The sequence below is a fragment of the Bradyrhizobium sp. BR 1432 genome, assembly GCF_051547705.1.
GTDB classification, from domain to species: domain Bacteria; phylum Pseudomonadota; class Alphaproteobacteria; order Rhizobiales; family Xanthobacteraceae; genus Bradyrhizobium; species Bradyrhizobium zhanjiangense.
The window spans coordinates 5,771,718-5,797,929 of record NZ_JBPUGF010000003.1; the positions used below are offsets into that span (position 1 = coordinate 5,771,718).

At 63.2% G+C, this 26,212-nt stretch carries 28 protein-coding genes and 1 pseudogene; 19 read left to right on the forward strand and 10 right to left on the reverse strand.

The genetic code is table 11. The features are described from left to right. The first annotated feature begins 100 nt into the window (after window positions 1-100). Both ACSKB8_RS27890 and ACSKB8_RS27895 read left to right on the forward strand, forming a co-directional pair. Window positions 101-3,272, forward strand: a pseudogene (locus ACSKB8_RS27890) (CheR family methyltransferase). After that, the gene (locus tag ACSKB8_RS27895; RefSeq protein WP_438107715.1) at window positions 3,272-4,018 is read left to right on the forward strand and encodes a Crp/Fnr family transcriptional regulator; all 747 of its coding nucleotides are present in this window, start codon (window positions 3,272-3,274) and stop codon (window positions 4,016-4,018) included. Before ACSKB8_RS27890 ends, ACSKB8_RS27895 begins: the two are co-directional and overlap by 1 nt. 78 nt (window positions 4,019-4,096) lie before the next feature. On the opposite strand, the gene ACSKB8_RS27900 is transcribed toward ACSKB8_RS27895, so the two are convergent. Then, a complete protein-coding gene (locus tag ACSKB8_RS27900) occupies window positions 4,097-4,300 on the reverse strand; it encodes a hypothetical protein (protein WP_438107716.1) in 204 nt (67 codons plus the stop codon). Between the two features lie 314 nt (window positions 4,301-4,614). On the opposite strand from ACSKB8_RS27900, the gene ACSKB8_RS27905 reads away from it, so the two are divergent. The 6 genes from ACSKB8_RS27905 (at window position 4,615) to ACSKB8_RS27930 (ending at window position 7,197) form a co-directional block, all read left to right on the forward strand. Beyond that, complete coding sequence (locus ACSKB8_RS27905; protein ID WP_370986049.1) at window positions 4,615-4,815, forward strand: hypothetical protein; 201 nt, start codon at window positions 4,615-4,617, stop codon at window positions 4,813-4,815. A gap of 214 nt (window positions 4,816-5,029) precedes the next feature. Next, a complete protein-coding gene (locus tag ACSKB8_RS27910) occupies window positions 5,030-5,236 on the forward strand; it encodes a hypothetical protein (RefSeq protein ID WP_438107717.1) in 207 nt (68 codons plus the stop codon). 2 nt (window positions 5,237-5,238) lie between these two features. Continuing rightward, entirely contained in the window at window positions 5,239-5,439 is a 201-nt protein-coding gene (locus ACSKB8_RS27915; RefSeq protein ID WP_438107718.1) for a hypothetical protein, read from the forward strand. 65 nt (window positions 5,440-5,504) lie between these two features. After that, a complete protein-coding gene (locus ACSKB8_RS27920) occupies window positions 5,505-6,581 on the forward strand; it encodes a flavodoxin family protein (protein ID WP_438107719.1) in 1,077 nt (358 codons plus the stop codon). A gap of 84 nt (window positions 6,582-6,665) precedes the next feature. Continuing rightward, window positions 6,666-6,995 (forward strand): four-helix bundle copper-binding protein, encoded by a 330-nt coding sequence (locus ACSKB8_RS27925; RefSeq protein WP_438107720.1) that lies wholly within the window; start codon window positions 6,666-6,668, stop codon window positions 6,993-6,995. 13 nt (window positions 6,996-7,008) lie between these two features. Then, window positions 7,009-7,197, forward strand: a complete 189-nt coding sequence (locus ACSKB8_RS27930; protein WP_438107721.1) for a hypothetical protein — start codon at window positions 7,009-7,011, stop codon at window positions 7,195-7,197. A gap of 20 nt (window positions 7,198-7,217) precedes the next feature. Here ACSKB8_RS27930 and ACSKB8_RS27935 read toward each other — a convergent pair whose 3' ends face one another. Continuing rightward, on the reverse strand, window positions 7,218-7,475 hold the full coding sequence (locus ACSKB8_RS27935) for a hypothetical protein (RefSeq protein WP_212092892.1): 258 nt from the start codon (window positions 7,473-7,475) through the stop codon (window positions 7,218-7,220). Window positions 7,476-7,763: 288 nt separating this feature from the next. Here ACSKB8_RS27935 and ACSKB8_RS27940 point away from each other — a divergent pair, with 288 nt between their 5' ends. Beyond that, entirely contained in the window at window positions 7,764-8,138 is a 375-nt protein-coding gene (locus tag ACSKB8_RS27940; RefSeq protein ID WP_091889588.1) for a hypothetical protein, read from the forward strand. Window positions 8,139-8,142: 4 nt separating this feature from the next. Here the strand turns inward: ACSKB8_RS27940 and ACSKB8_RS27945 are convergent, their stop codons facing one another. Further along, on the reverse strand, window positions 8,143-9,414 hold the full coding sequence (locus ACSKB8_RS27945; protein WP_438107722.1) for a polysaccharide deacetylase family protein: 1,272 nt from the start codon (window positions 9,412-9,414) through the stop codon (window positions 8,143-8,145). 182 nt (window positions 9,415-9,596) lie between these two features. Then, window positions 9,597-10,370 (reverse strand): polysaccharide deacetylase family protein, encoded by a 774-nt coding sequence (locus tag ACSKB8_RS27950; RefSeq protein ID WP_438110702.1) that lies wholly within the window; start codon window positions 10,368-10,370, stop codon window positions 9,597-9,599. A 116-nt stretch (window positions 10,371-10,486) separates the two neighbouring features. On the opposite strand from ACSKB8_RS27950, the gene mgtE reads away from it, so the two are divergent. The 4 genes from mgtE to ACSKB8_RS27970 all read left to right on the forward strand — a co-directional run bounded on the left by mgtE (window position 10,487) and on the right by ACSKB8_RS27970 (window position 14,398). After that, entirely contained in the window at window positions 10,487-11,908 is a 1,422-nt protein-coding gene (gene mgtE / locus ACSKB8_RS27955) for a magnesium transporter (RefSeq protein WP_091889584.1), read from the forward strand. Window positions 11,909-12,143: 235 nt separating this feature from the next. Then, on the forward strand, window positions 12,144-12,446 hold the full coding sequence (locus ACSKB8_RS27960; RefSeq protein ID WP_091889582.1) for a helix-turn-helix domain-containing protein: 303 nt from the start codon (window positions 12,144-12,146) through the stop codon (window positions 12,444-12,446). 172 nt (window positions 12,447-12,618) lie between these two features. Continuing rightward, window positions 12,619-13,437: an aldo/keto reductase gene (locus tag ACSKB8_RS27965; RefSeq protein ID WP_128933273.1), complete on the forward strand. Its 819-nt coding sequence runs from the start codon at window positions 12,619-12,621 to the stop codon at window positions 13,435-13,437. Window positions 13,438-13,486: 49 nt separating this feature from the next. After that, window positions 13,487-14,398 carry a hypothetical protein gene (locus ACSKB8_RS27970; RefSeq protein ID WP_438107723.1) on the forward strand — a complete coding sequence of 304 codons (912 nt, stop codon included), beginning with the start codon at window positions 13,487-13,489 and terminating at the stop codon, window positions 14,396-14,398. Between the two features lie 551 nt (window positions 14,399-14,949). Here ACSKB8_RS27970 and ACSKB8_RS27975 read toward each other — a convergent pair. After that, complete coding sequence (locus ACSKB8_RS27975) at window positions 14,950-15,321, reverse strand: helix-turn-helix transcriptional regulator (protein WP_438107724.1); 372 nt, start codon at window positions 15,319-15,321, stop codon at window positions 14,950-14,952. 22 nt (window positions 15,322-15,343) lie between these two features. Continuing rightward, window positions 15,344-15,934, reverse strand: coding sequence for a TraY domain-containing protein (locus tag ACSKB8_RS27980; protein WP_438107725.1), 591 nt, complete (start codon window positions 15,932-15,934; stop codon window positions 15,344-15,346). 162 nt (window positions 15,935-16,096) lie between these two features. On the opposite strand from ACSKB8_RS27980, the gene ACSKB8_RS27985 reads away from it, so the two are divergent. The 5 genes from ACSKB8_RS27985 (at window position 16,097) to ACSKB8_RS28005 (ending at window position 20,491) form a co-directional block, all read left to right on the forward strand. After that, window positions 16,097-16,318 carry a helix-turn-helix domain-containing protein gene (locus ACSKB8_RS27985; RefSeq protein WP_438107726.1) on the forward strand — a complete coding sequence of 74 codons (222 nt, stop codon included), beginning with the start codon at window positions 16,097-16,099 and terminating at the stop codon, window positions 16,316-16,318. Between the two features lie 156 nt (window positions 16,319-16,474). Further along, on the forward strand, window positions 16,475-17,467 hold the full coding sequence (locus ACSKB8_RS27990) for a DUF7146 domain-containing protein (protein ID WP_438107727.1): 993 nt from the start codon (window positions 16,475-16,477) through the stop codon (window positions 17,465-17,467). Further along, on the forward strand, window positions 17,464-18,627 hold the full coding sequence (locus ACSKB8_RS27995) for an AAA family ATPase (RefSeq protein WP_438107728.1): 1,164 nt from the start codon (window positions 17,464-17,466) through the stop codon (window positions 18,625-18,627). Before ACSKB8_RS27990 ends, ACSKB8_RS27995 begins: the two co-directional genes overlap by 4 nt. A gap of 196 nt (window positions 18,628-18,823) precedes the next feature. Further along, entirely contained in the window at window positions 18,824-19,186 is a 363-nt protein-coding gene (locus ACSKB8_RS28000; protein WP_438107729.1) for a hypothetical protein, read from the forward strand. Window positions 19,187-19,384: 198 nt separating this feature from the next. After that, window positions 19,385-20,491, forward strand: coding sequence for a hypothetical protein (locus tag ACSKB8_RS28005; protein WP_438107730.1), 1,107 nt, complete (start codon window positions 19,385-19,387; stop codon window positions 20,489-20,491). A 173-nt stretch (window positions 20,492-20,664) separates the two neighbouring features. On the opposite strand, the gene ACSKB8_RS28010 is transcribed toward ACSKB8_RS28005, so the two are convergent. Continuing rightward, on the reverse strand, window positions 20,665-20,871 hold the full coding sequence (locus ACSKB8_RS28010; protein WP_438107731.1) for a hypothetical protein: 207 nt from the start codon (window positions 20,869-20,871) through the stop codon (window positions 20,665-20,667). Between the two features lie 271 nt (window positions 20,872-21,142). On the opposite strand from ACSKB8_RS28010, the gene ACSKB8_RS28015 reads away from it, so the two are divergent. Then, entirely contained in the window at window positions 21,143-23,017 is a 1,875-nt protein-coding gene (locus ACSKB8_RS28015; protein WP_438107732.1) for an ATP-binding protein, read from the forward strand. A gap of 52 nt (window positions 23,018-23,069) precedes the next feature. Here ACSKB8_RS28015 and ACSKB8_RS28020 read toward each other — a convergent pair whose 3' ends face one another. The 3 genes from ACSKB8_RS28020 to ACSKB8_RS28030 form a co-directional block, all read right to left on the reverse strand. Then, complete coding sequence (locus ACSKB8_RS28020; protein WP_438107733.1) at window positions 23,070-23,648, reverse strand: hypothetical protein; 579 nt, start codon at window positions 23,646-23,648, stop codon at window positions 23,070-23,072. Between the two features lie 193 nt (window positions 23,649-23,841). Beyond that, window positions 23,842-25,344 carry a class I SAM-dependent DNA methyltransferase gene (locus tag ACSKB8_RS28025; RefSeq protein ID WP_438110704.1) on the reverse strand — a complete coding sequence of 501 codons (1,503 nt, stop codon included), beginning with the start codon at window positions 25,342-25,344 and terminating at the stop codon, window positions 23,842-23,844. Continuing rightward, window positions 25,226-25,951, reverse strand: coding sequence for a type IIL restriction-modification enzyme MmeI (locus ACSKB8_RS28030; protein ID WP_438107734.1), 726 nt, complete (start codon window positions 25,949-25,951; stop codon window positions 25,226-25,228). Before ACSKB8_RS28030 ends, ACSKB8_RS28025 begins: the two co-directional genes overlap by 119 nt. Between the last annotated feature and the right edge of the window lie 261 nt (window positions 25,952-26,212).

A 26,212-nucleotide genomic window follows, 5' to 3' on the forward strand; every position in this document is an offset into this window, starting at 1 on the left:
ACATTTTTGCCTTTGATCTGTTGGGGTAATATCGATTTCTGCTATTTGCAGGAGCCGGGCGCCCATTGGTCCCGGTCAGCGAAAGAGAGCTACCAGAGCCATGAAGGAAGTCGGCGACCGACCAGTCGATGGAGAGCGCCAGATCAAGGCCCCGCTGATCATCGGCGTCGGCGCCTCACCCGGCGCCCTGGACAGCATCGAGCGCTTCTTTGGCAAGCTGATCATCGGCGCAGATCAGGCGATCGTGCTGGCACTTCAGCATCACGAGTCGTTCGACGAGCCACGGCTGCGCCGGATCGTGCAGGGATCCAACGGCGCCAAGGTTGCCGACATCCGTGACGGTCATGCGATCGAGGGCGGCACGATCTATCTGTGCCCGCTGGCGATGATCACCACGATTTAGGGCGATCGGTTCGCGATCCGCAAAGCCGAGCAGGCGCCCGGCGAGCGCGCCACGATCGACAGCTTCCTGGTGTCGCTGGCCGAAGAACGTGCCGAGCAATCCATCGGCGTCATCCTCGCCGGCACCGGCGGAGACGGCACGCTCGGCGCCGCGACGTTGAAGGACCACGGTGGTCTCGCCATCGCAGAGAAAGCCGCGGGCCCGAACACGGCCGAGCACCTGCTCGACGGCAACACGCCTGCCGCGATTGCCGACTATGTACTGCCGCCGGAGGAGATCCCCGAGCACATCCAGGTCTACGCCCGTCATCTGAGGCGCCTGGATGAGAAGCAGGGCTTCGACGAGGTGCTGGCCGCGGCCGCGACCTCGCTGTCGCGCATCGCCGACATCCTGCGCAACAAGACCGGCAATGATTTCCACGGTTACAAGCAGAACACCTTCCTGCGCCGCGTGCAGCGCCGCATGCAGGTGGTCCAGATCGACGGTATTCCGGCCTATGTCGATTTGCTGCGCAACGACAAGGATGAGGCGCAGCACCTCTTCAACGACCTCCTGATCGGCGTCACTGAGTTCTTCCGCGACAAGCGCGAATTCGAGGTGCTGGAGACCCAGATCATTCCGAAGATATTCGAGGGCAAGGGCGCGGGTCAGCAGGTTCGGGTCTGGGTGCTCGGCTGCGCCACCGGCGAGGAGGCTTACTCGATCGGCATTCTCCTACGCGAATACATGGCGCGGATGGATTCGGTGCCGCAGGTGCAGATCTTCGCCACCGACATTGACGGCCGCGCGCTGGCGGCCGCGCGCGTCGGCCGTTATCGCACCAGCATCGAGGCCGACATGACCAGCGAGCGCCTGGCGCGCTGGTTCGTGCGCGAGGGCGACACCTATTGCGTGGTCAAGGAGCTGCGCGAGATGTGCATCTTCTCGCAGCACAACGTCATCAAGGACGCGCCGTTCTCCAAGCTCGACCTCGTCTCCTGCCGGAACCTTCTCGATCTATCTCAATGCCGAATTGCAGAACCGCGTGATCCCGCTCTTTCATTTCGCGCTGCTGCCGGACCGCTTTCTCTTCCTCGGCAATTCCGAGAACGTGACGCGGCATCCGAAACTGTTTGCGCCGATCGATCGCCGCGCCCGCATCTTCAAGAAGCTGGAGACCGGAACGCGGCTGCCGCCGGAATTTCCGATCACGACCGCGGCGGGCAGGGCGCCGGTCGAAGTGCCGCCGGTGCGCTCCTTCGGCCCCGACGTAGGCCTGGAGCGCCGCGCCCAGCGCATCGCGGAGCGCTATGCGCCGGCCTACGTCATCACCGATGACAATTTCCAGATCCTGCACTTCTCCGGTCGCACCGGCCGCTACATCGAGCCGACGGCGGGCACCGCCACGCTCGACCTGCTCCAGCTCGTGCACCGCGATCTCCGCCTGGAACTCCGCACCGCGCTGAGCCGTGCGGCGGAGACCAACGAGCCTGCCCATGCCGAGCAAGTGCAGCTCGGCGTGAACGGCCACCGTGTCCTGGTCGACGTCACCGTCGAGCCGATCCAGGAGGGCGGCGGCGGCCACCGTAATTTCGTCGTTCTGTTCAAGGACGGCCCCATCCGCGCGATCGAGACCAACCAGAGCAATCCCAACGCCCTCGTGCGCACCGAGCATGTTGAGAGGCTCGAAAGCGAGCTGCGCGCGACGCGGGAGCGCCTGCAGGCGACCATCGAGGAGCTCGAAAGCACCAACGAGGAGCTGAAGTCCTCGAACGAGGAATACCAGTCGCTCAACGAGGAGCTTCAGTCCGCGAACGAGGAGCTCGAAACCTCGCGCGAGGAATTGCAGTCGGTCAACGAGGAACTGACCACCGTCAATGGCGAGCTGGCGCATCGCGTTCAGGAGTTGACCCGCGCCACCAGCGACCTCAAGAATTTCCTCGAGAGCACGCAGATTGCGACCGTATTCCTCGACAACGATTTGCGCGTGATGAATTTCACGCCGGCGATCACGCAGGTTCTGCATCTGGTCGAGACCGATACGGGCCGCCCGATCGCCCACATCAAGGCGCGCATCCCGATCGAGGAGCTCTACGACGACATTCGCCGCGTGCTGCGGACGCTGGCGAGCGTAGAGCGCGAGCTGAGCGCGCCCGACAGCGGCACACGCTACATCGTCCGCATCCTGCCCTATCGCAGCATCGACAATTTCATCGCAGGCGTCGTCATCACCTTCATCGACGTCACCGCGATCACCCGGGCCGAGGAGCGGCAGCGCCTGCTGCTGGCCGAGCTTCAGCATCGCGTCCGCAACACGCTCGGCGTGGTGCGCTCGATCGCCCGTCGCTCGGCGGAGTCGAGCTCCACCGTCGAGGACTACGCCTCGCATCTCGACGGCCGGCTGAACGCCTTCGCCCGCACCCAGGCGCTGGTGACCCGCGATCCCGAAGGCGGCGTCGACCTCGAATTTCTCGTGGTGGAGGAGCTCCTCGCTTATAACGCCCGCGAAGGCGAGCAGATGCGGGTGTCCGGTCCCAAGGTGCGCTTCCAGCCCAAGGCCGCGGAGACTTTCGCGCTCGCGCTCCACGAGCTTGCGACGAATGCGCTGAAATATGGCGCGTTGAGCCAGCCGACAGGCCGTATCGAGGTCTCATGGCGCGTCGATGAAAGCACCGAACCCAAGCGGCTGGTGTTCGAATGGCGGGAGCGGGGTGGGCCGCAAGTGGTGCCGCCGCCGCGAAAAGGTTTTGGCACCGAGCTTCTCGAGCGCACGCTGGCCTTCGAGTTCAAGGGCCAGACCACGATGGCATTCAATCCCGGGGGGCTGCAATGCACGATCATCATTCCCTTGAGCAAGCGCACTTTCCACACGCCGTCATTGGCTGACTGATGTCCTTGTCGATCGCCGATCGCAGCCTGTTGGAGCCGGCCGCTCGCCGGCTGAACGCGTTGAGGCCGTTGTCGGCAGAGGCACGCGCCGCGCTTGACTATGCGATGCTCGAAGGGTTGCAGCGCGCCGGCTCCAGCGAGGACCTGATCTCGGAAGGGGATCCCGTCGACAGCGTCCGGGTCGTGCTGTCGGGCTGGCTCTGCCGCTATAAGACGCTCGAGGACGGAAGACGCCAGATCGTCAACTTCATCTTCCCGGGCGAGAGCTGCGACGCGCATGCGTATCTGCTCGCGGTCATGGACCATTCCATCGCGACGCTGACGCCGGTGGTCTACGCTGAAATCAAGCGCGCGCGTTTCGAGAGCCTGATCGCGGGCGACCGGTCGCTTGCGGAAGCATTCTGGTGCGAGACACTCGTCAACAACGCGATCCAGCGCGAATGGGCCATCAATCTCGGCCGCCGCGTCGCGCTGGAGCGCGTCGCGCATCTGTTCTGCGAGATCTTCGAGCGGCTTCGTCCTGTCGGCATGATCGAGGGCAATTCCTGCATCATGCCGGTGACGCAGATGGATCTCGCCGATGCCACCGGCCTGTCCGTGGTTCATCTCAATCGAACCGTGCAGGAGCTGCGCGCGTCCGGCCTGATCGTGCTGCGCGAGCGGACGCTCACCATCAACGATCTCGCCGCGCTCAAGGACGCGGCCCTGTTCTCGCCGAGCTATCTGCACCTGTATCGGCGTGGATGACCAGAGATTGGCGTCAGGTGCTGCTTCGGGTGCCGGCGGCAGCGGCGCTGGTGAGGTGGGATGGGAGGCGAGGGCTCGCTACGTTGTCCGCCGGGGCGAGCATCGCCCCTCATTGTCCTGACGTGCCTTGATCTCGGAGCGGACGCTTGCGCTTTCGTAGATCGACAGTCGAAGCTTCTCGCGCACATCGTCGAACTGCGTCCGAAGAAGGTGGCGCTGCTTTCGAATTTCGCCGTTTTCTTCGAGTGCCAGTTGAGCGCGTGCGAACAGGGTGTCTGTCATTTCTGGATCATGATCGATCCCTCCGCTTTCGACCACCAACCAGGTTAATCTTCGTTTTAATCTTCGCTTTGTCTCCGGGGAAAAGCTCGTAGCTCTTCCCACCAGAGCGTACCGGCAGCATATGTAAGTCGTACTGACCAAGACCGGCACGTCTCTCTGGCGGTGCGCTTGTGTTGAGGGCGGCTGGAAACGCGTCAACTTTCCATGTCAGCGACGCAACCGCTCCCGATCGGGCACGTTGGTCTCCCACTGCAGTGAAGAGCAGTGACGAGAACGCAATGGCGCGCTCCGCCCAGAAACAAGGAGAACGCCTGATGTCGATGCGGCATCGATTCAAGCATACGGATCCTCTGGAAATCCGGTTGGCGGCCGAGGCGGAGCGGCTGCGCGAAGAGGCCAAATCGCTTCCGCCCGGCGCTGCACGCGACGAGATGTTGCGCAAGGCGCGGCAGGCGGAAACAGGGTCTCAGATGAGTGAGTGGCTGAGGTCGCCGGGCCTGCAGCCGCCGGACTAATGCAGCCGCGGTTGGAGCGTGCAGCATCAGCATTTCGGTTCCGGCGCAATCGAAAGGGCGCTGGCAACCCGCTGCGCATCCTGGCGGCGCGTAAAATCACGCACTTAACTTATTGAAATGCCGGAACCGGCTGATGCGGCGGAATCTACAATCTGCCGGTTGGGCCGCCCTCAGCCGGCAATTTCCATCCATCCGAATTGCTCGTGAAAATACGATGACCGCCAAACGTAACCGCAGGAAACAGACCCAATCGCTCCAGCAGCGGTTGACGACATTCGCCGAAAACGCCCGCGAGCGCGCGCGCAGCCTGCCGCCGGGCAAGGAACGCGAGATGCTGCTGCAGCGCGCCAAGCAGAACGAAGTGACCTCGAACTTGACCGACTGGCTGAGCGCACCCGTCTACCCACGACGAGGACAATGAAGATGGGAAGCATGAAGCACTATCGCGCGTTCCAGATCGAGCCGGACGGGCGTGTGTTCGGATGCGTCAATCTCGTCTGCGACAATGACGAGCAGGCCAAGCGCGAAGCCGCCGCGCTCGTGCTGCTGCATCGCATCGAGCTGTGGCGGCTCGACCAGCGCATCGCGCGCTTCGATCTGCCCCAGGAGATGGTGCGCCAGTAGAGCTATGGGAACCGCGCGGAGTGCCCCGGGTTGGTCGGACGGTACCGACTTCGCCAGGAGCCAGCATGATGGACGCCGACATTCGCAAGGGGATGCCGCCCGTCAGGCTGTCGCGCGAGGAGTTCGAGCGGCGTTACCGGAGCCAGTTCGTCGATCCCGCCTTTGCCCCGCTGCAACGCGAGCTCGATGCCGTCGTCGGTGCCGCCTGGGACGCCTACAGCCATTCGCGCAAGGCGCCGCTGACGCGCAAGGCGGGCGCGGGCTTCGCCGATCCCGATTACGACATCGCCGTCGATTGGCTGGAGGCGCGCGCCGCCGTGCTTGCGGCGCAGCGTCGGCATGACGATGCCGCCGAGACGCCGCGGATCCTGATCATCAACGGCTCGGCCCGCAGCGAGCACACCTGTCCTGGTGAGATGTCCAAGACCTGGCGCCTGGTCAAGCTGGCCGAGCCGGTCTTCATCGAGATGGGATTTGCCGTCGACATTCTCGATCTGTCACGGCTCGCCTCGGAATTCGGCAAGAATATCCATCCCTGCAAATCCTGCGTTGCGACCGCGATGCCGCTCTGTCACTGGCCGTGCAGCTGCTATCCGAACTATTCGCTGGGGCAGACCGGCGATTGGATGAACGAGATCTACCCGCTCTGGGTCGCTGCACACGGCATCCTGATCGTGGCGCCGGTGAACTGGTATCACGTGCCGGCCGGGCTCAAGGCGATGATGGACCGCATGGTCTGCGCCGACGGCGGCAATCCCGATCCGAGCTCGACCCACGGCAAGAAGGCCGCCGAAGCCAAGGCGATGGAGCTGAAGGGCTGGTCTTATCCGCGTCATCTCGCCGGCCGTCATTTCGGCATCGTCGTTCACGGCGATGCGGTTGGCGCCGAGGACGTCCGCCGCGCCTTGTCCGACTGGCTGACAGACATGCAGCTGACCTCGGCGGGCCGCTTCGCCGAGCTCGACGGCTATGTCGGCTACATGGAGCCATACGCCACCTCGCACCGCGAGCTCGATGAAGACGACGAATTCCAGCAGCAGGTGCAGAATGCAGCGCGCGCGCTCGGCAACGCGGTCCGGCTGGCGCGGGGCGGGCGGCTCGAGGAGCCCGGTGCCGGTCTTGCGGACCCAAACCCCAAATGACACAGCGCGGCGACCGGAACCTGGAACGAAGCGCGTTGCCCCGCTTTGGTCGAGCGGAGTGGGGCGCGCGATTGGAGAGAACGGATGGCTCAGTCCGAAGACATGACGCGCTGCATCGGGCTCTGCATGAGCTGCTACCAGATTTGCCTCGGCACCGCGATGAACCACTGCCTCGAGACCGCCGGCAAGCACGTCGAGCCGAAGCACTTCCGCCTGATGATGGCCTGCGCCGAGATGTGCCGGACGGCCGCGCATTTCATGCTGATCAACACGCCGCATCACAAGCACACCTGCGGCGAATGCGCCGAAATCTGCGCCGAATGCGCCGAGGATTGCGAGCGGATCGGCGGCATGGACGAATGCGTCGCGATGTGCCGCTCGTGCGCCCAATCCTGCCGCGCGATGGCGGCCTGAAAGGACAAAGCCCATGCTGGAAGAGAAACTCAAGGAAGCCATCATCGGCGAGCTGCAAAGACAAGCCGCCGACCGGCCCCAAGCGCTCAAGGTTCAAGGCTCGGACGATGTGAAACGCTCGGACGAGCTGACCGTCAACGGCAAGGTCGACCTTGGCGCCCTGGTCATGGTGATCGCGGGATCAGTGGCCGGCGGCCCTTAGCTCGGTCGTCGACCGGCCGTTTAGCCGTATTCCTCCCCGATACCGTATTCCCGGTAGATCTCCAGCGGATCGAGGTCGGGAAACAGGCGGCATTTGGCCTGGGCCAGGTGCAAACTCACCGCCGCCGGCTCCTTGCCGTTCGAGAGCATCTTGCGGATGTCGTCCATATGCGCGTTCGGCCGGTGCTTTGGCTCGAGCTGCTCCAGCGCGACCAGCGCGGTCGCAAGCGCCTCGGTCAGAACCCAATCGTCGTGGCCCGTGATTCCCTTCTTCGGCATCGGCAGACCCCACATGTGGCGGCGGTCGATAGTCTATCGCGACTTTCGCCAAATCGCCATTGAGCCGTTGCGGGCAAGCGGCGCGGGAATGGGGCGACGGCGTGCTCCGGCTTGCAATATGGCCGCGTGTGGCTAAAAGGCGGCGAGTTGCGGGGCGAAAGTATCTTTGTTGAAACAAACTTGGCGTAGACGGGCCTGCACGGCATCCAGGCCGGCTGCTCCGGTCTGGCCCCTGATCCCGTAGGCGCGACGATCCGGTTGCGCTACCCCTTCAAGGCTCGAGCCAGCATGGTTTTTCTTAGCTTCGTCTACCGCTTCATCACCAATTTCGCGTTCATGGCGGTGGTCTATTTCAGCCTGAACTTCATGGAGAAGTACCCGAACCGGGCGATCCTGGCGATCCTGGTGCTGGTCTATGCCGCCATGCGCGCAGCCTCGACGCTGCGCGCGTTCTATTTCTTCCAGAAGATCGAGAAGCTGGAGGCCGAGACGCGGCGGCTTCAGGCCCCGATCAATGATGGTTCGGGCGGAACCTCGGCGCGCAAGCAGGTCGTCGCCGACGTTGCGCGGCTGCGGCGCGACGGCGAGCTCAAGTCCTATATGGACCTGTTCTTCCTGGCGCTGATCGTGCTGCTCTGCGTCGCCGCGATCATGCGGCAGTAGGGCTTTAAGCGCGCTTCTTCAGGCTGGCGACCCCGGTCGGACGCGGCGCGGCGGGCTTGGGCGCCGGGCTGCTGGCCTGCGCAGCGTGCTTCGGTGTGCCATGCGCGGCATGTGCCGTCCGCCGTCCCGGCGATTTGGCTGCCTTGCCCTTGGCCGCATGAGGCCTCTCGGCTGCCATGGCCAGCCGCGTCGCGGCGCGCCGTGAGGCGGTCGTCGACAGCAGCACCTCGACCGAGCCCTCGGGAATCGCAAACAGGTCGCGGTCCGGCACGGGCAGGGTGGCCGCGACATTCGCCAGCGCCATGGTCCGGCGCGGCAGCAGCGGCTGATGCTCGGTCTGCGCATTGAGGTCGGCAACAGCGGGCGCCGGCAGCGTCCCGGCCTGCGCGAACACGAAATTCGGCACGCGCGGCCAGCGCGCGATCGGCGTCGTCTCGGTCGGAGGATGCAGCAGCCATTCCACTGGCGTCGTCGGTGTGGCCGGCCGGTCGGCGGTCGCAGGCACCACATGGACGATGCGATAGCCGCGCGCCTTGAGGTCGCGGATGATCTTCGGCAGCGCCGCCACCGTGCGGGCCTGGATGTCGTGCAGCAGCAGGATGCCCTTGCCCTTGGCCTCCAGCCGCTGGATCGCGAGCTGATAGACCCGGTCGGACGAGACATGGCGCCAATCGTCGGCGGGGAAATCGGCGCTCCAGACCTGGATGCCGCGCGAGATCAGATGGTTCTCGACGCCTTCGGCGCGCATCAGGCCGGGAATGCGGAAGAATGGCGCGAGCTTGGACGGATCGGTCATCGCGGCCGAGGTCCATTCGATGCCGCCGTTGATCTCGGCCTCGGCCTTCTCGATCGGCATCCGGTCGAACGTCAGCGGATGGTCCATGCTATGGGTGCCGACGGTGTGGCCCGCCGCCACCAGCTTGCGCACCCCTTCCGGATTGGCCTTGGCCTGGTTGCCGATGATGAAGAAGGTCGCCTTGATGCACTCGCCGGCGAGGATCTGGAGCACCTGGTTGGAATATTTCGGCAGCGGACCGTCGTCGAAGGTCAGGACCACTTCATGGTCCTTCAGCGGCAGCGTCTCGCGATATTGCATGGTGCCGATCAGCGGATGCTCGCGCGGATCGACCACGAGGGTGCGGGAGGTCCCGAGCGCGTCCGGATGGCCGGGACAGTCGGCTGCGAGCGCCGCCGGCGAAGCGGTGGTCAGCAATCCCAACAACAGGCCAAGGGCGCTCCACGATCGCGTCCGCGAAACAACGCTACTTCCGATCATGAACCTTCGTCTGCCCCCATATGCGATGGCCGCCTTAATAGGTCGGAGACGTCTGGAAACCGGTTCAGGCGCAAAGAACCCTTTCCCATGACAGGTCCCCCGACCATTTGCATGGGCTAGCATGAACAGAGTGTTAACAGGGCCTAAATCACCCCATTTTGCGCCGGCGTGACATTCCGGCATCAATGCGCGTCGGCATGCTTCTGCGCGGGGCCGGCCGGCGCGATGTGAACCACCCGATAGCCATTCTCCCTCAGATACCGCAGGAAGGCCGGCATGATCGCGGCTGTGCGCGCCTTGGGGTCGTGGAAGAGGATGATGCCCTTGCCGCTGGCGGCAAGGCGCTCGGTGACGAGCTTCAATTCCTGCTCCGGCGTCATCTCGTTCCAGTCGCTGGCCCAGAGGTCAGCCCCGAACACGACGATGCCGCGCGCCTGGAGCAGGTCGAGCTGTCCCGGTGTTGCCTCGAAATAGGGGAAGCGGAAGAACGGCGTCGAGGGCGTCGTGGTCGACACCCCGTGCAGCGCCATCTCGTCGGCCGCGATGCCGCGGTCGATCTCGCTCTTCGCCTTGTCGAGCGGAAGCCGCGCCATGAACGGGTGCGAGAAGGTGTGATGGCCGATGGTGTGGCCCTCGCTGGCGATGCGCTTGACCATGTCTGGATGCTGGGAGGCGTGCAGGCCGATCAGGAAGAAGGTCGCACGCACGCATTCCTGCGCCAGCGCCGCCAGCACCTTCGAGGTGGTCGGCGGATGTGGGCCGTCATCGAAGGTCAGCACGACCTCGCGATCGGCGAGCGGCAGCGTCTGCGGAAAGCTCTTCAGGCCGACGCGCGGGGTAGTCTTGGCGTCGACGCTCAGAACGCGCGAAGTGCCGAGCGCGTCCTTGCGCGGGCACTCGGCGGCTTCCGGCGAGGTCGCGCCGACGAGGCCGGCCAGCACCGCGCCCAGCGCCATCGAGGTCCATTCCGGCCGATGCATCTTTGTCATTGCGCTCGAAGTTCGCTTGTGGGTATTGCCTGAGCCGTCAGCCCAGACCATCTGATCCAACCTGTCAAACGGCGAGGCGCGCCATGGATGAACAAATGGACGTTGCCCCTCCCGCTGCGGATTCGGTACTCGAGCACGTGCCGATGCGCAATGAAGACGGCGAAATTCGGCACGAATTCGTCGAGGAGATCGCGCATGCGATCGAGGCCGCAGACTCCGCACAGCTGCGCGCGATCGTCGCCGAGCTGCATGAGGCCGACCTCGGCGACCTGATCGGTGCATTGCAGCCCGACGACCGCGTCCGCCTGGTCGAGCTGACCGGGCGCGACTTCGACTTCTCCGCGCTGAACGAGGTCGACGAGGCCGTGCGCGAGGAGATCCTCGAGGAACTGCCGCCGGAGACGGTCGCAGAAGGTGTCCGCGAGCTCGAATCCGACGACGCGGTTGAGCTGCTGGAGACCCTCGACGCCGAGGATCAGGAGGAAATTCTCGAGAAGCTGCCGCTGCGCGAGCGCGTCGCGCTCGAGCGCAGCCTGCTCTATCCGGAAAATTCCGCCGGCCGCCGGATGCAGACAGAGTTCATCGCGGTGCCCCAGGACTTCACCGTGGGCCAGGCGATCGACTACATGCGCGAGACGCCGGACCTGCCCGACCGCTTCTACGAGATCTACGTCGTCGACAAGGACCAGCACTGGCAGGGCGCGGTGCCGCTCGACGTGCTGCTGCGCGCACGCCGCCCGGTGCCGCTCACCGAGCTGACCGACGAGGACCGCCGCCGCGTTTCCGTCCTGGAGGACCAGGAGGAGGTGGCGCGCATGTTCGGCAAGTACAATCTCGTCGCAGCGCCCGTGCTCGACACCCAGGACCGCCTGGTCGGCGTCATCACCGTCGACGACGTCGTCGACGTCATCGAGGAGGAGGCTGACGAGGACCTCAAGGCGCTCGGCGGCGTCACCAGCGACGAAGAGCTGTCGGACACGTTTCTCACCATCGCCCGCGGCCGCTTCAACTGGCTGCTCGTCAACCTTGCCACTGCGTTCCTGGCGTCCTCCGTGCTCGGCCTGTTCGAAGGCCAGCTCGAGAAGATGGTCGCGCTCGCCGTGCTGGCACCGATTGTGGCGAGCCAGGGCGGCAATGCCGCGACCCAGACCATGACGGTGGCGGTGCGGGCGCTCGCGACCCGCGAGCTCGGCTCCTTCAACGCCTGGCGCGTCGTGATCCGCGAGAGCTTGGTTGGCCTCGTCAACGGTCTCGCCTTCGCCGTGATCACGGGGATCGCGGCCGTGGCCTGGTTCAAGATCCCGGGCCTCGGCATCGTCATCGGGCTTGCCATCATCTGCAATCTCGTCGCCGGCGCGCTTGGCGGCATCCTGATCCCGATGGCGCTCGACCGTGTCAGGGCAGACCCGGCGGTGGCGTCCGGCACCTTCGTCACCACCGTGACCGACGTCGTCGGCTTCTTCTCCTTCCTCGGTATTGCGACGCTCTGGTTCGGGTTGAAGTAGGAGGTAGTTTGAGGCGCCGCGCTCTCTCCCGTCATTGCGAGCGCAGCGAAGCAATCCAGAAACCCTCCGCGGTGGCAGTCTGGATTGCTTCGTCGCAAGAGCTCCTCGCAATGACGGGGTGGGCACGGGGGCTCCTCACTCCCTGTCCCGGGCGCGCCGCGTCCGGGGCACGAGACCTCGGTATCTTTAATCCGAACTTAAGCGACCTGCCGCATCATCGTCCGTGCTTGGGGGAATGAGCATGCGGTTGCGGCTGAAGGCGGACGGGCGGATCGTCGAATTGCGGGACGGGCAGGAATTTCCGGTCCGGCCGGCGGCCAATGCCGCGTCGGGCGACACCGGCCCGCTCGCGGTGCGCGATTTGCGCCGCCGCGCCCGTCTCACCCAGATGGAGTTCGCCGCCAAGCTCGGCGTCCCCGTCGAGACCATCCGCAATTGGGAGCAGGGCAAGCGCGCCCCGCGGGGACCGGCCCGCGCGCTGCTCGCCGTGATCGCGCATGCACCGGATACGGTGTTCCAGGCGCTCGCCAAGGTCTGACGACCAAGATCTGACGGCCAAGGCCTGGCGCCAAGAGCTCGACGCGAACCTCACGTTAGCATTGCCCTGAATATCCGGCCGAACTGCCGCGGGCTTGCGTTGGCAGTGACATGGGCCGGGTCCATAATGACGCCTGGATGATTTGGGGCTGCCGCAACAGAGAGGATTCCTCATGCTGTTCGTCGAGGCCAATGGTGCAAGGATCCCGGCGATCGGGCTCGGCACCTGGGAATTGGATGGCCGGCCGGCCGCGCGCGTGGTCGAGCAGGCGCTGCGGCTCGGCTATCGCCACATCGACACCGCGCAGGTCTATGACAACGAGCGCGAGGTTGGCGACGGCTTGCGGTCCTCGGGCGTGCGCCGCGACGACATCTTCCTCACCACGAAAGTCTGGACCAACCATTTCGCGCCCCACGATCTCGAGCGCTCGGTCAAGGAGAGCCTCGCCCGCCTGCGGCTTCCCTCCGTCGACCTGTTGCTGCTGCACTGGCCGAATTCGCACGTGCCGCTGGCGGAGACGCTTGGAGCGCTGTCGCATGCGAAGACGATGGGCCTGACCCGCCATATCGGCGTTTCCAATTTCACGGTGGCGCTGATCGAGCAGGCGGTGGCGTTATCGCCCGAGCCGCTCGCCTGCAACCAGGTCGAATATCACCCTTATCTCGACCAGGCGAAGGTGAGGGCGGCTTGCGACCAGCATGGTCTTGCCCTCGTCGCCTACAGTCCCATCGCCAAGGGTCGCATCAAGACCGACCAGACGCTCGCGGAGATCGGCCGCGCCCATCGCAAGACGCCGGCACAGGTGTGCCTGCGCTGGTTGGTGCAGCAGAATGTCGCTGCGATCCCGCGCACCTCGCGCGTCGAGCGCCTGTCGGAAAACATCGAGATCTTCGATTTCGAGCTGTCGGAGGACGAGATGAGCCGGATCGCCGCGCTGGCCCATCCCAAGGGCCGCCTGACCGATTTCGGCTTCGCGCCGAAATGGGATTGAGGGGGGCCTGGGGTATGCTAGGACCGCGACGGCAACCCAAGATCAGTCGATGGAACTGCGGAAGATCATACGGACGGAGGTCGCGGCGTCGGCGATCGCGCATCTGACGCTGGTGGCGCTGATCATCCTGATCAGCGAGGTCCATCCGTTCCATGCCGCGGCGCCCGAGACTGTTTCGGTCGACATCGTCACGCCGGAGCAGGTGAAGGAAGAGATCAAGGAGCAGGAGACGAAAGAGGCGGCCACGGAGAAGCCGCCGGAGCCGACGCCCGACCTGAAACTGCCGAAGCTGGATTTCACCGACAAGTCGGATGCGGCGGCCAAGCAGCAGGCCGCGCCATCGCCATCACCGCAAGCTTCGCCCGAGCCGCAACGCTCCCCGCAACAGCAGCCTTCGCCTTCACCGAAGCCGCGCGAGGCCAACGCACAGCCGCAACAGCCTCCGCCGCAAGCCCAGCCTCAACCGATGCCGCAATCGCTGCCACAGGCGATGCAGCAGCCCCAGGCCGCGCCGCCGCCGGCCTATCAGGCGCCGGAGCCTGACGTCACCGTCAAATACGGCGTCATGCTGGGCCTGCCGCCTGAATTGCCGACGGAGCTGCCGAAGGATACCCCCAAAGACGACGGCGGCGACGCCAAGGATTCGATCGCCGCCAAGCTGCCACCGGAGGTCATCGCCGAGCTACGTCGGCACCTGAAAAGCTGCGCCAAGCTGCCGGCCGGGGTCGCGCCGACCGACAACATCCACATCAAGCTGCGTACGGTGCTCGCCGCCGACGGCACACTGGCGCGCGAGCCGATCCTGATGGCGGCCCCGCCATCCGCGAAGGGCGTCGCCCTGGTGAAGTCCGCAATGAGCGCGCTCCAGAACTGCCAGCCCTACAAGATGCTGCCGGCCGCCTTGTACGGGGAATGGAAGGTGTTGGATTTGCCGTTCAGCCCAAAGGACTTCGGGTCGTAGCGTGTGGTCGTGTAGCCCGGACGGAGCGCCCGGCATCTCGCATCGTCCCGGATTACGCTGGCGCTCCATCCGGGATGCGGGATTTTGCTGTGTCGCCCCTCAGTCAATCCCAGCTCGCAAAAATATTCCGCTTTACCGAAATTCGGAATTGGCGTATGTGTCGCTCATCCCGGCTCACCCTTGAGGGGCGATCATATGTCGTGATGATCGCAGAGCCGGGGAGCGGTGGACGCGGCAGCGTCGGGCGCAAGAGGCTAGGGGCAGGGCGGATTGCTCTCCGTGAGCCCTAGGCTTCGCGCGGACGAACGACGCTGTCAGGTTCGTCGCGCCAGCATTTCGATGGCAACGTGCACAACGCCGTCGAACCCTGTGGCGCAGGCGAACCGCGCGTACGGCAAAACCGTGTGGTCCTTTCCGCCAGCGAAATTTTCGTTCGTCAAAGAACGGATAAAACGCTTATATATCAAAGTCTTCGGCTATATTCGCGGCCAAAGAAAAGGCCCGGCCGTTTCCGGTCGGGCCCTTTTAGGCCCCAGTCTCATTGATTGGCGCTAGGCCGGGCCGCCCAAAGCCCGCCGGCCGCGCCCCTTGCCCTTGCCACGGCGGCGGGCTGGAACGTAGGCGTCTACCTCGCGCTGCCAGCGGGCAATCTCGGACGAGAGCCAGAGCCGCCGGTTCTTGGAGACGAACGTCCCCTTGGGAAACGTGCCCTCCTTCATCATGCGGAACAACGTGGCCCGCCCGATCGGAATGAGCCGCAAAATCTCCTGCTCGGTCAGCATGGGCTGGGGGCGCGCCCCATCATCCAGTGCGTCGTCTACCGCCTCGGCTTCACGTCGGTTTGCTGCGATCATCACAAACTCCATCTCGACTGCGGGGGCGGCCATCACCGCAACGATCGCGGCGACGAACGCCCCGCTCATGGTCGAGCGGCGATCCGATCTTTCATGGTTTCCTCTCCTTGATCCGGGCCGCAGGTATCGGTCGCGACCCCAACCGCTCGATGGTCTTGCTCCACGCCTCGCGGCTGGCCCGCTGATCCGCCCGCGCATCTGCCATCGACCGATCCTTGCCCGTGCCAGGTCGGGGCGGATTGATGCCGCCGAGAGAGGCGAACATCTGCGCGAGTTCGGTCGGGGACTTGTCCTTGAAGGCGCCCGCCGGTCTCTCGCGCGCATTTCGCAGAACGAGGTCTCGATAGGAGCGCGCCAACTCCAGCATGGTTAGGCTGAAAAGCTCGAAGGTGCGCTCATCATCGACCCAGCGCTGGCCGGTGAACTGCTCGATGTGCCAGAGCGCCTTCGCCATGCTATCGGCGATGTCGAAAACGTCCTGACCCCAATGCTCGATCAGATAGTCCTGCCGGTCTAGCGAACGCTCCATCCGCACCTCGACCTCGGCGGCGAGTGATCGGCCCGAACGTCGGGCAGCATCCTCCATGCGATCCCGCAGTTCCTCGGTCGTTCGCATGTTGAGCGGATGCCGCTTGCCCATCGCTTTCTTCGGCTTGCCAGAACTAACGACGGTGCGCGGCATGGGCGGCTCCTTAATCTGCGCCATCTATGACGCATTTTCCTTGACCGTCAATGGGAGTTGTGGCCGATTATGCCTGATCTTGATTTGCGTAATAGATGGCGCATGCAGAGAACAGTCATGGCGAATGTAATCCGGACGGCCGCGACCGAAGGAAAAGCGGTCTTGACGATCACGGTCCCCGAAGCTGGCCGAATGGTCGGACTCACGAGAAATGCGGCCTATGCCGCCGCCCAGCGCGGCGAAATTCCAACCTTGCGTTTCGGTGGCTTGCTGCGCGTGCCCATCGCCGCGTGGTTGCGCAAGATCGAGGAGCCCGAGACGCCTCGCATCAAAGGACGCGCACGCGCCAACCCGAAAGGGCCCGGCGTCCGCCGGGCCAAATAAGAAGCACGGAGATCGCGGCCTAAGAAACGCCGCCCTCCCTCACGGAGCGACGGCGTTTCCAACACCTGACCGACCGGACGAGAGAGGTCGGGCATCGCAAGTAGCCCTCGCGTTTTAGTCCGGTCGCCTCCGCCTCGCAAGGGCAAGGAGAGCGCCATGACCGGCATCCACGATATCTGGATTGAGACCGCCCGCGCCGTGCGCACCGCGTCGGTCTTGTGGGAGCGCGGGATCATCAAGAGCCTGAAAGGCCGCAGCGGTCAGCTTGCGGGGCCGTGCCCGAACTGCGGCGGCCGAGATCGCTTCGGCGTCGATCTCAGGCGCGGCCTGTTCAATTGCCGTGGCTGCGGAGTCGGCGGTGGTGATGCAATCGCGCTCGTCCAGTTTCTCGACGGCTGCGGTTTCCTGCGCGCTGTCGAGACGCTGGCCGGGCCGCCGCCCGATGGCCGCACCGAGACCGATGACGAGCGCCGCGCCCGCGAGCAGCAGGCCCTTGAGAGGCGCGAACGGCTAGAGCGTGAGCGGGTCGAGCGCGAGGCCCGCGAGGCGGAAGAACTGCGCCAGCAACATGAGAAGGCGCGGTGGCTGTGGGCACAGCGCCAGCCGATCGGCGGCACTATCGCAGAGCGCTATCTGCGCGAGGTTCGCGGCATCATCTGCCCTCTGCCGCCGACGCTCGCGTTCCTGCCGCCGCGCAAGCCCGAGCACCACCCCGCGATGATCGCGGCGTTCGCGCTGCCCGACGAGGTCGAGCCCGGGCTGCTCGGCGAGCCGCGCGGCGTCGCGTCGGTGCATCTCACTCTGTTGAAACCGGACGGCACCGGCAAGGCAGACGTGGATAAGCCGAAGAAGGTCGTCGCCAGCCCCGGCAACTTGCCGATCGTGCTCGCGCCGCCGAACGAACTTCTCGGCGTCGCGATCACCGAGGGCATCGAGGACGGGCTGACCGCGCATCAGGCAACCGGTCTCGGCGCGTGGGCCGCAGGCAACGCGACCTTCATGCCGAAGCTGGTCGAAACGGTCCCAAACTACATCGAGGCGGTGACCGTCTATGCACACGCCGACAAGGCCGGTCGGGACGGCGCGCTCGGCCTAGCGGCTCGGCTCGATCAGCGCAGTATCGAGGTACGCGTGGAGGGCCTGCCGTGAAAGTCGATATTAACGACACGCAGCGCACCGAAGGAACCAACGCCGTTCGCGCCCGAAGCGATAGCGCTAAACGATACCGGCCTGCGTCCCTGATCCTGTCGAGCGCGGAGTTCGTCGCGGGCTTCATGCCGCCGGACTACGTGATCGAGGGGGTCCTACAGCGTCGCTTCATCTACAGCGTGACCGGCAGGACCGGCGCGGGCAAGACGGCAATCATGCTGCGGCTCGCGGCCCATGTCGCGCTCGGCAAGCCGATCACCGATCGCACCGTCGAGCAGGGGCGCGTGCTCTATCTCGCAGGCGAGAACGCCGACGATGTGCGCATGCGCTGGATCCCAATGGCGCAGCAGATGGGCTTCGACATCGATCAGGCCGAGGTGTTCTTCATCGCGGGCACGTTCAAGATATCCGAGATGCTCGCGCGCGTGCACGCCGAGATCGAGCGGATCGGCGAGTTCAGCCTCATCATCGTCGATACCAGCGCCGCCTATTTCGAGGGCGATGACGAGAACGACAACAAGCAGCACGGCGACCATGCGCGCCGCCTGCGCAGTCTCACCGGCATGCCGGGCCATCCATGCGTGATTGCGGCTTGCCACCCCGCCAAGAATGCTAACGATGACCATCTCACCCCACGCGGCGGCGGTGCCTTCCTGGCCGAGGTTGACGGAAACCTCACCGCCTGCGTCAACGCAGGCACCGTCGAACTCTCGACGCAAGGCAAGTTCCGTGGCCCGGATTTCGTGCCGATGCACTTCCAGCTTCGCGCGGTGACGCACGAACGGCTCAAGGACAGCAAGGAGCGACTGATCCCGACCGTCGTCGCCTCGCCGTTATCCGAGGAAGCGCGGGAGGAAATTGCACGGGCCGCGCATCGCCACGAGGACGAACTGCTCGTCGCGCTGCTCGATCCGCAGAACCGGAAGGCATCTCAGGTCGATCTGGCGCGCCGGCTCGGCTGGAAAATGCGCAACGGCGAGCCGTACCATGTGCTGGTCGCCCGGATCATCAGGGCGCTGACGAGAGACAAGCTGCTCGCGAACAAGCGCGGGGAAATCACCCTAACCAAAGAGGGGAAAAGGCGGCTGAACAGCTTGTTCAGAAGAAGGGCGCGGAACTCTACCCGCTCAACACCTGAACAGGTCGAACAGCTTGCATGAGGCTTTTGAGCAAATGCCTGCAATTGAAGCACAAGAGTAAGCCTGAACATGTTCAGCCAGTTGTTCAGAACTGTTCAGAAAGGGATATCGGGAGGGTCTGAACAAACACCACCCACTCTTAGGGTGGGTGTTGTTCAGAACCCGACCCCTTCGACCAGCTTCCGTCTCGCCGGGGCGTGAAGCCGCGAGGGCCGCCATGACTATCAGGCTCGATGTCGCCGAACTCACGTTAGCCGAGTTGGCCGATCTGCGCGATCAACTGCGTGCCAAGCCGGGTGAAAGGTCGGTTGAAACGAAATTGGCTATCAAGCAGCGCGGTAGCCTGATCAGGGAATTTGCGGCTCGGTACTATCCCAACCTCACCCGAAATCAGCAGGCCGAGGCGATCCATGCTGAGTTGCGCCGCTACGCTGGCAGCACGTGGCTGCGCACCCGGGCCGATCTCGAATGCCGCCATCGCGACGATCGCCGCCGCTTGATTTGGGAAATTTTGAAATTGCGCGGCGGCCACGTGCCGGCGGTGAGGACGATCAACGATATCCTCGGCCGGCGCGGCTAAGCACTGCGCTCGCTCAGGCTTTCCGGCGCTCGATCTCTTGCGACATAGAAGTATGTTTATCTTTGCTAGCGCTTGCAATGATAGGCGCGATCTCCTCTCGCCAAAAAATGCCGCCTTGGCCTCCTTGCAGCGAGCTTGCCGATTTCGCTGCAAACAGAACGTGCTCTGATCGTCCAGCGGCACTCAACGAGGCACGTCATGACGCACAATTCCTTCCGAAACGAAGCAGGCTTCCCCTTGGCCCCTGCCGGATCGACTGCGACTAGCGTCGCTACCGGTCCCGCGCCCGGATTGATGGTCCCTCGCATCGGCGACGAAGCCGATCTGCTGCCCCAGTCAGCCGCCGAGCGATTACGCGATTTGCGGAGGCAAAGCGATGACCATCATGCCCTCATCTGGGCCGCCGTTGAGGATACGCAGACCTTGCGTATCGAAATCGAAGGCCATCGTGCCCGGCTGCGCCAATTGCGCGAGCCGCGAGGTTCAGGCGGGTTCAACCTTGCCGAGGATGATTTGCGTGTCATCGAGGAGCAGCGGCGCTTGGATTTGAAATTGGCCGAACTAAAGCGGCGTGACGAATTGAGCAAGGAGCGCGGTGGACGATCAAGCACCTTGAAGGCGCTGATCAGGGATGCCGAGGACTGGATTAGGAAAATCCCTGCCGGTACTGCCATCGCGATGCACGCGTCCGTCGACCCGGAATTGAAGAGGGGCGAGGACCTGCTAACTGGGATCGAACGGTGTCGTCGTCGCGATCGCGAGTTGCGGGCCGATCTATCTCGCGCCCGCGCGGCGCCCTGGCCGTCGCCCATCGCGAAGAAGAAAATGCGCGATCGGATCGAGCAGTTGGCTGAGAGCGGCGCGCCCCGGGCTGATTGCGCGATCGACCATAGTGAGCCGATTTCGTTTCCGACCCAAACCCATCAAGTCAGAATTTTCAATGCCGATCCGAGCGCCGTCGGGTTCGTCGAGTTACCCGACGTGCTCGGCCTGTTCGCGTGGCTGCATCGGGACGCGCTGATTGCGGCACTGGACCGCGCGATCGACGAGGTAGCCGACGACGAGAACGCGTTAGACGCTGAGCAGCGCCAGCAAGCCGGGGCTCAGATTTTGGACGATCTCCTAGCCGTTCAACGACAAGAGGCCGAGTTGGTTTGGAAAGCGCAAGCCGGCGGAGCGACGATCATGCACCGGCCGGATATAGATCCGCGTGCGCTGTTGGGGGTCGAATTGATCCCGGCTGCGCCGCGCCCGCCCCGCGAGGGAGAAGGTGAGGCCGGCCTCATTCGCCACGTCGGCGCGTAGGCATTCCACGGATGCGCCGCCGATGAACTCCTGGCATGGGCGGCGGCGGCGCAGCGGCGGCGGACGGCTCCTGTTTCCCGTCCGCCGCTTGGCGCCGATTTCCCGGGGCCGTAAACGGGTTTTCGCGCGTTTACGCAAGCGGCCCGGCCTCCGGTAGCCCGGGGCCGGCGGACTCACCAGCGGCGCTCTAAACCCAAATCGGCGGGGGTCACCGTCAAGTCCATGAGGCTCTCGACCCGCGCCCCATGAGCGGCGCGCTCGTTCTTCCGCAGCACCGCCGCGCGTTCCTCGGCATAGACCCCTCTGAGCCGCGCCAAGAACTTGGAGCGATCGGGCCGCGAAAGCCGCTGCCACGCCATCCATACTTCATCCAGGGTCATCGCAACGCTTATCTCATGGTTTTGGCGATACTACGCCTCGGAGCAAAATCGAAAAAGGCCGCAGCCAGATATGCCGATGGCGGGCGGTCCCGCGTACCCGCGAAGGTCGATCCGCCCCAAAGTACCTTTCAAAAGCGGGCCAAGCCCCAGCGCTAGGGCCTCGGTCGCATCGATCTTGTGGAGATCATCCTGCCGGGCACGCATATCCGGCTCCGAGCACTAGAAAAATTCGCAACCCTTTGTAGCATGCCCTCCAGTGCCGGGGGGCTCCATGAAACTGACCAAGCTCAAGTTAGAGAATTTCCGCTGTTTCAAAGACGAAGTTTGCATCGATTTCGACGACATCACTGCAATTGTGGGTCGAAATGACGTTGGGAAATCCACGATCATGGATGGTCTGGCGATCTTTTTCGAGGACGCCAAGCCTGACAAAGATGATGCTTGCCTTTCCGGTGACCGCAAGGCGGTGCGGATAACATGCGAGTTTGACGACGTTCCAGAAAAGATCATCTTAGATGCAGACTACGAAACCAGTCTGGAAACTGAGTATCTGCTCAACGAGCGGGCGCGGCTCGAGATCCGCAAAACCTTTGACGGCTCGCTCGCGACCCCCAAGCTTATCTCTGTGGAAGCTATCGCTCGCCATCCCACTGCCGAGGGAGTAAGCAACCTACTGGAATTGAAGAAAGCCGACCTTCTCGCGCGCGCCACTAAGCTGGGTATTGATCTCACAAACGTGAACAAGCAGGCCAACGCGCCGATCCGTGCGGCGATCTGGCAAAGCGCGGGAGAACTCGCCCTAGCAGAGGTGCTTGTATCCTTGGAGAAAGAGGGCGGAAAGCAGGTTTGGTCCGCTCTCGCACCCTACCTTCCAGCGTTCGCGCTGTTCAAATCTGACAGAGCGAGCACCGATCAAGACGCCGAGGCGCAGGACCCACTAAAGGCGGCCATTCGCGACGCGCTAAAGGCTGTCGAGCAGGATTTGGCCAAAGTCCAAGCCCATGTCGAGGCGGAAGTCCGAAGGATCGCGGAGGCGACCGTCCAGAAGATCAAGGAGATGGACGCATCCGTCGCAGAAAGCCTCAATCCCGTTGTGACGACCAAGAAGTGGGACAGCCTATTCCAAACGAGCATTACAGGAGACGAGGGTATTCCGCTCAATAAGAGAGGAAGCGGGATCAAGCGCCTAGTGCTCCTGAATTTCTTCCGGGCGAAGGCCGAGAAGGCTGCGATCGAGAGCCAGAAGGGCTCAGTGATCTACGCGATTGAAGAACCCGAGACGAGCCAGCACCCGCGCAACCAGCGCATGTTGATGTCTGCGCTCTCCGACCTGTCTGCCACGGCGGGGCGCCAGGTTGTCGTGACCACACACACTCCGATGCTTGCCCGGGGGCTGCCCGACGCCTCGCTACGCTTCATTGAGGCCCAGAACGGCGCTCGGACCATTATGACCGGTGGGCCCGACACAAACGCCCGGATCGCACAATCGCTGGGCGTCTTGCCGGATCATTCCGTCAAGCTGTTCGTGGGCGTTGAAGGAAAGCACGACATCTCTTTCCTCAAGGGCATGAGCAAAGTGCTCAGGGCCGACGGAGTGGATGTTCCGGATATTGATGCGCTTGAGATTTCCGGTGAACTCATCTTCTTCCCGTTTGGGGGCAACAATCTCGCGCTTTGGACGTCTCGACTTCACCCCCTGAACAGGCCCGAGTTCCACATCTATGACCGCGACAACCCACCGCCGCAGCCCGGGAAGTACGATGAATTTGCTGCTCAGGTGAACGCGCGCGACGGATGTTCGGCTGTCATGACCAGTAAGCGCGAAATGGAGAACTTCCTCCATCCAGACGCCATTCTAGAAGCCTACCAACACCAAAACATAGTCGTCACCTTCGGCGCGCCGTTCGCCGACTTTGACGACGTCCCCACGCTTGTTGCGCAGGCAGTACACACTGCTACGGCAGGTACACCTTGGCCCGTCAATGATCTAAAGAAATGCAACAAAAAAACCGGACAGGCAAAGACGCTGCTCAACACAGCGGCTGTTGCCGAGATGACCCGCGCCCGTCTCGCTCAGTGTGATCCGGCAGATGAGGTGATCGGTTGGCTCAGAGACATCGGACAACGAGTGACGCAGGCGCAATAGGAGGAGACACTCGGCCGGCCCCACCGCCCAATCTCAAGCATTCGCGCACTTCTTATTCGGCCGGTTCGTCCAGCATCTCGGCAGCACTCGCGGCGCCGGCCCTCTCCTGATTGAGCGCAAACAGCCGCGCGAGTGCATCCTCTTCTGAGATATCCGCTGGCCAACCGTATGCTGCGGCCACAGCGGCGTCGAGATCGGCATGAGCATTAGCGAGCCAGGTCGGCCGCTCGTTGTACAGGTTGGTTAGCGTCCGCTTTTTCAATATTTTCGCGGCTGCATCATCGATCGGAACTAGCCGGTCCGGAAAGCCGGGAACAACCTCCGGCTCCCGACGGGTGAGATCAGGCGGATTAAGCCATTTTTCGCGCAAGTCGTTCAGTGCAATTGCCGCTTTACCAATGCGATCAGCCCACGGATCATCTGCGTATGCTGCTGGACTAATATTCGGAGAAAGCCCTTCTGGAAACGGGAAGGTTTCGAACCCAGTGCTCGGAGTGTACTGGGGATCGTTGCCCACGCCATGCATTCCCCCGAGCCGCAGCGACCATGCCTCGTGAAACCGACTGAGCAAAATGCCAAAACACACATCATCTTCGCGCGCGATTATGTTAATTCGACTATCGGGCAGCACTTGCGGCGCAATCCACGAGAACGATCGATGCTTTGCGACGCGGGGCGTAGCAATTACGCGTGACAGAGCGCTGCAAGCGGCGCGAAGGTCCGCTCCTGACCTGCCCAACCGCCACCAATTCTCTCGGCGGCTTCGATCGTTGTTATTGTCGCGTAGTGGCTTGACCGTCTTTCGAACGTATTCGAAGGGTGCTTCAGTAAAGCGCGGCGGTCTCTTTGGTCATGTCCGCAAAGTCGATGATCCATCGATCCGATGGCCGCCGCGTCATATCCTGGCCGTTCAACCAAGGCCGAACTACGTCGCCATTTGGTCGTCCGTTTGGGTTGGTTGGAAGCAACAGCCACTTTCTTGCGAGTTCGCCTTCAATTTCGAAGGGGCCGACCTTGACCGGCCCCTGAAAGCAAACATGAAAGTTTTCCGGTAATCCGGCCGCCTTGGTCAGATCAGTTCCGCCGCTCGTCAAATCCGAGAAAATTCGAATGCCCGGCTTGCCATTCAACACGACAGGTCGACCAAGGTCATTTCCTGCAAACGCGACCAGTGAAACCCGAACATCGGCGCCATCAACGACCCATGGTTCATCGGACCACGCATCGAAGATCTTTCCCTCCGAAACGATCTTGTCGAGGACTGTCCTGTTTGACCCGCGCCGGATCGTTTGTGTCGATACCAAACCCGCCGAATGCAATTTCTTTTCAACGATGCCTGTCCAAGCTTTCTCAAACCAGTAGGTGACCAAATCCACGCCGGCCGGCAGCCTACCCGCAAATCGCTGTCTCAGCGTAGTCACGTAGTCGCGCCCAAGGGTGCTCAGCATTGACTTGTCACCCAAGAACGGAGGATTGCCAATCACAACGTCGGCGTCAGGCCATTGAGCTTCCGAACCATCGGCATTCAACAGCGCGTCGCGACATTCGATGTTGTCTAGCGGCTTGAGAATTGGCCTGTCCGAGACGCCGAAACCGTTGCGGCGCATCCATTGAATTTCGCCGATCCAAACCGAGACGCGGGCGAGTTCCGCAGCGTAATGGTTGATTTCTATCCCTTTGACCGCCGCAGGGCCCACCTGCGAGAATTCTCGCTGCAAGCCCATCGCTTCTGCCTCGATGCTGATCCGGTGTTCGATGTCTTTCAGCGCCAGTAGGGCGAGATAGAGAAAATTGCCGGAGCCGCACGCCGGATCGAGCACACGGAACGCCCGAAGCTTGTTCAAAAAAGAGCGGTAGTCGGCGACGGCTTGATCATGGGCTTTCGTGCGTGCACCTGCCGACTTCGCGGAGTGCGATTTCTCGATTGAACCTGCTATTTTCTCCTTTGCTGTTTCCCATTCGGCGAGCAACGGGCGCACAATCACGGGATCGACGATCATCATGATCTTTTCCCGATCCGTGTAGTGCGCACCCAATTGGGAGCGCTTGTCCGGATCAAGACCGCGTTCAAACAGGGTGCCGAGAATGGATGGGTCGATCTCAGCCCAATCTAAGTTCGCCGCTACAAGCGTTAGCGCGATGTCGTCATGATCCAGTGGCAGCGCCGTGTCATCATTGAACAGGCCACCATTGAACCATGCGACGTGCTCAAAGCCGACCCGCCCTCCGGACTGCATCGCTTTGAAAAGATCGCTCGCAAGCGATTGGAATTCTTCTGGTCGCGAGGATGCATGTTCCAGCATCCGCTTGAACATCTTGTTGGGCAGAAGATCGACGTCTTCGGCGAACATGCAGAAGACCAGCCGGTTGATGAAATGGGCAACCGTTTCGGCCGCGTGACCTCGGTCGCGCAGACGCAGAGCGAGTTTGGCGAATTCGGCGGCGGCTTCCTCGGTGAGAACCTGGCGTGTCTTGCCCGGTTTGAGCTTCTCCGGGATCAGAGAACACCCATTTCAGCTTTTGCCGTACATTGGCGTCGCGCAGATCGTCGAGGCCGAATTCGTGGACCGCCGAAACGCTGTTGGTCCAGTTTGTATGGATTTCAAACCGATCCATATCGCAGACGACCAGTAGCGGCGGATTTTCCAGCGCTAGGGCATACTGTTGCAGTTGCGCAAAGGCCGCCTTGAGGTCCTTCCGCTTGCCCTTGTACTCCCAGCCGAAATGGTCGCGCTTCCAGACGTCGGCCCAACCCTCGCCACCGGTCGTCTTGGTCGCGCCGCGCTCAAAGGCGTACCACTCGCCCGTCGGATCGACATCGGTCGGTGCCGGCTCGTCGAGCATTCGGCACAGGTCGATGAAATGGGAGTGTGCCGCCGCCCGCTCTTTCAGTTCGACGTTCTTCCACTTTCGGATAAAATCATCGGGCGTCACGTCGGTTGGCCCCCCGGCTTACCTGACAGCAGTATCGCAATAGTTGCATCAACACGGACGGGATAGATCGGGTCAACCCCTCCGTTAGTTCCCCACAGAGCATTTCCAGCGGGCGAGCGGTCGGCCTGCCGAATTCCGGCTCAAAGGCTACAGAGTTGCATCGCTGGAACTGACCCGAAGCGCCTCCGGCAAGTCCACCTCGTTCGGGACCCACCCGATTTCGCCGGTCGGCCATTTTGCCCATCGCCATCCTGTGTAGGG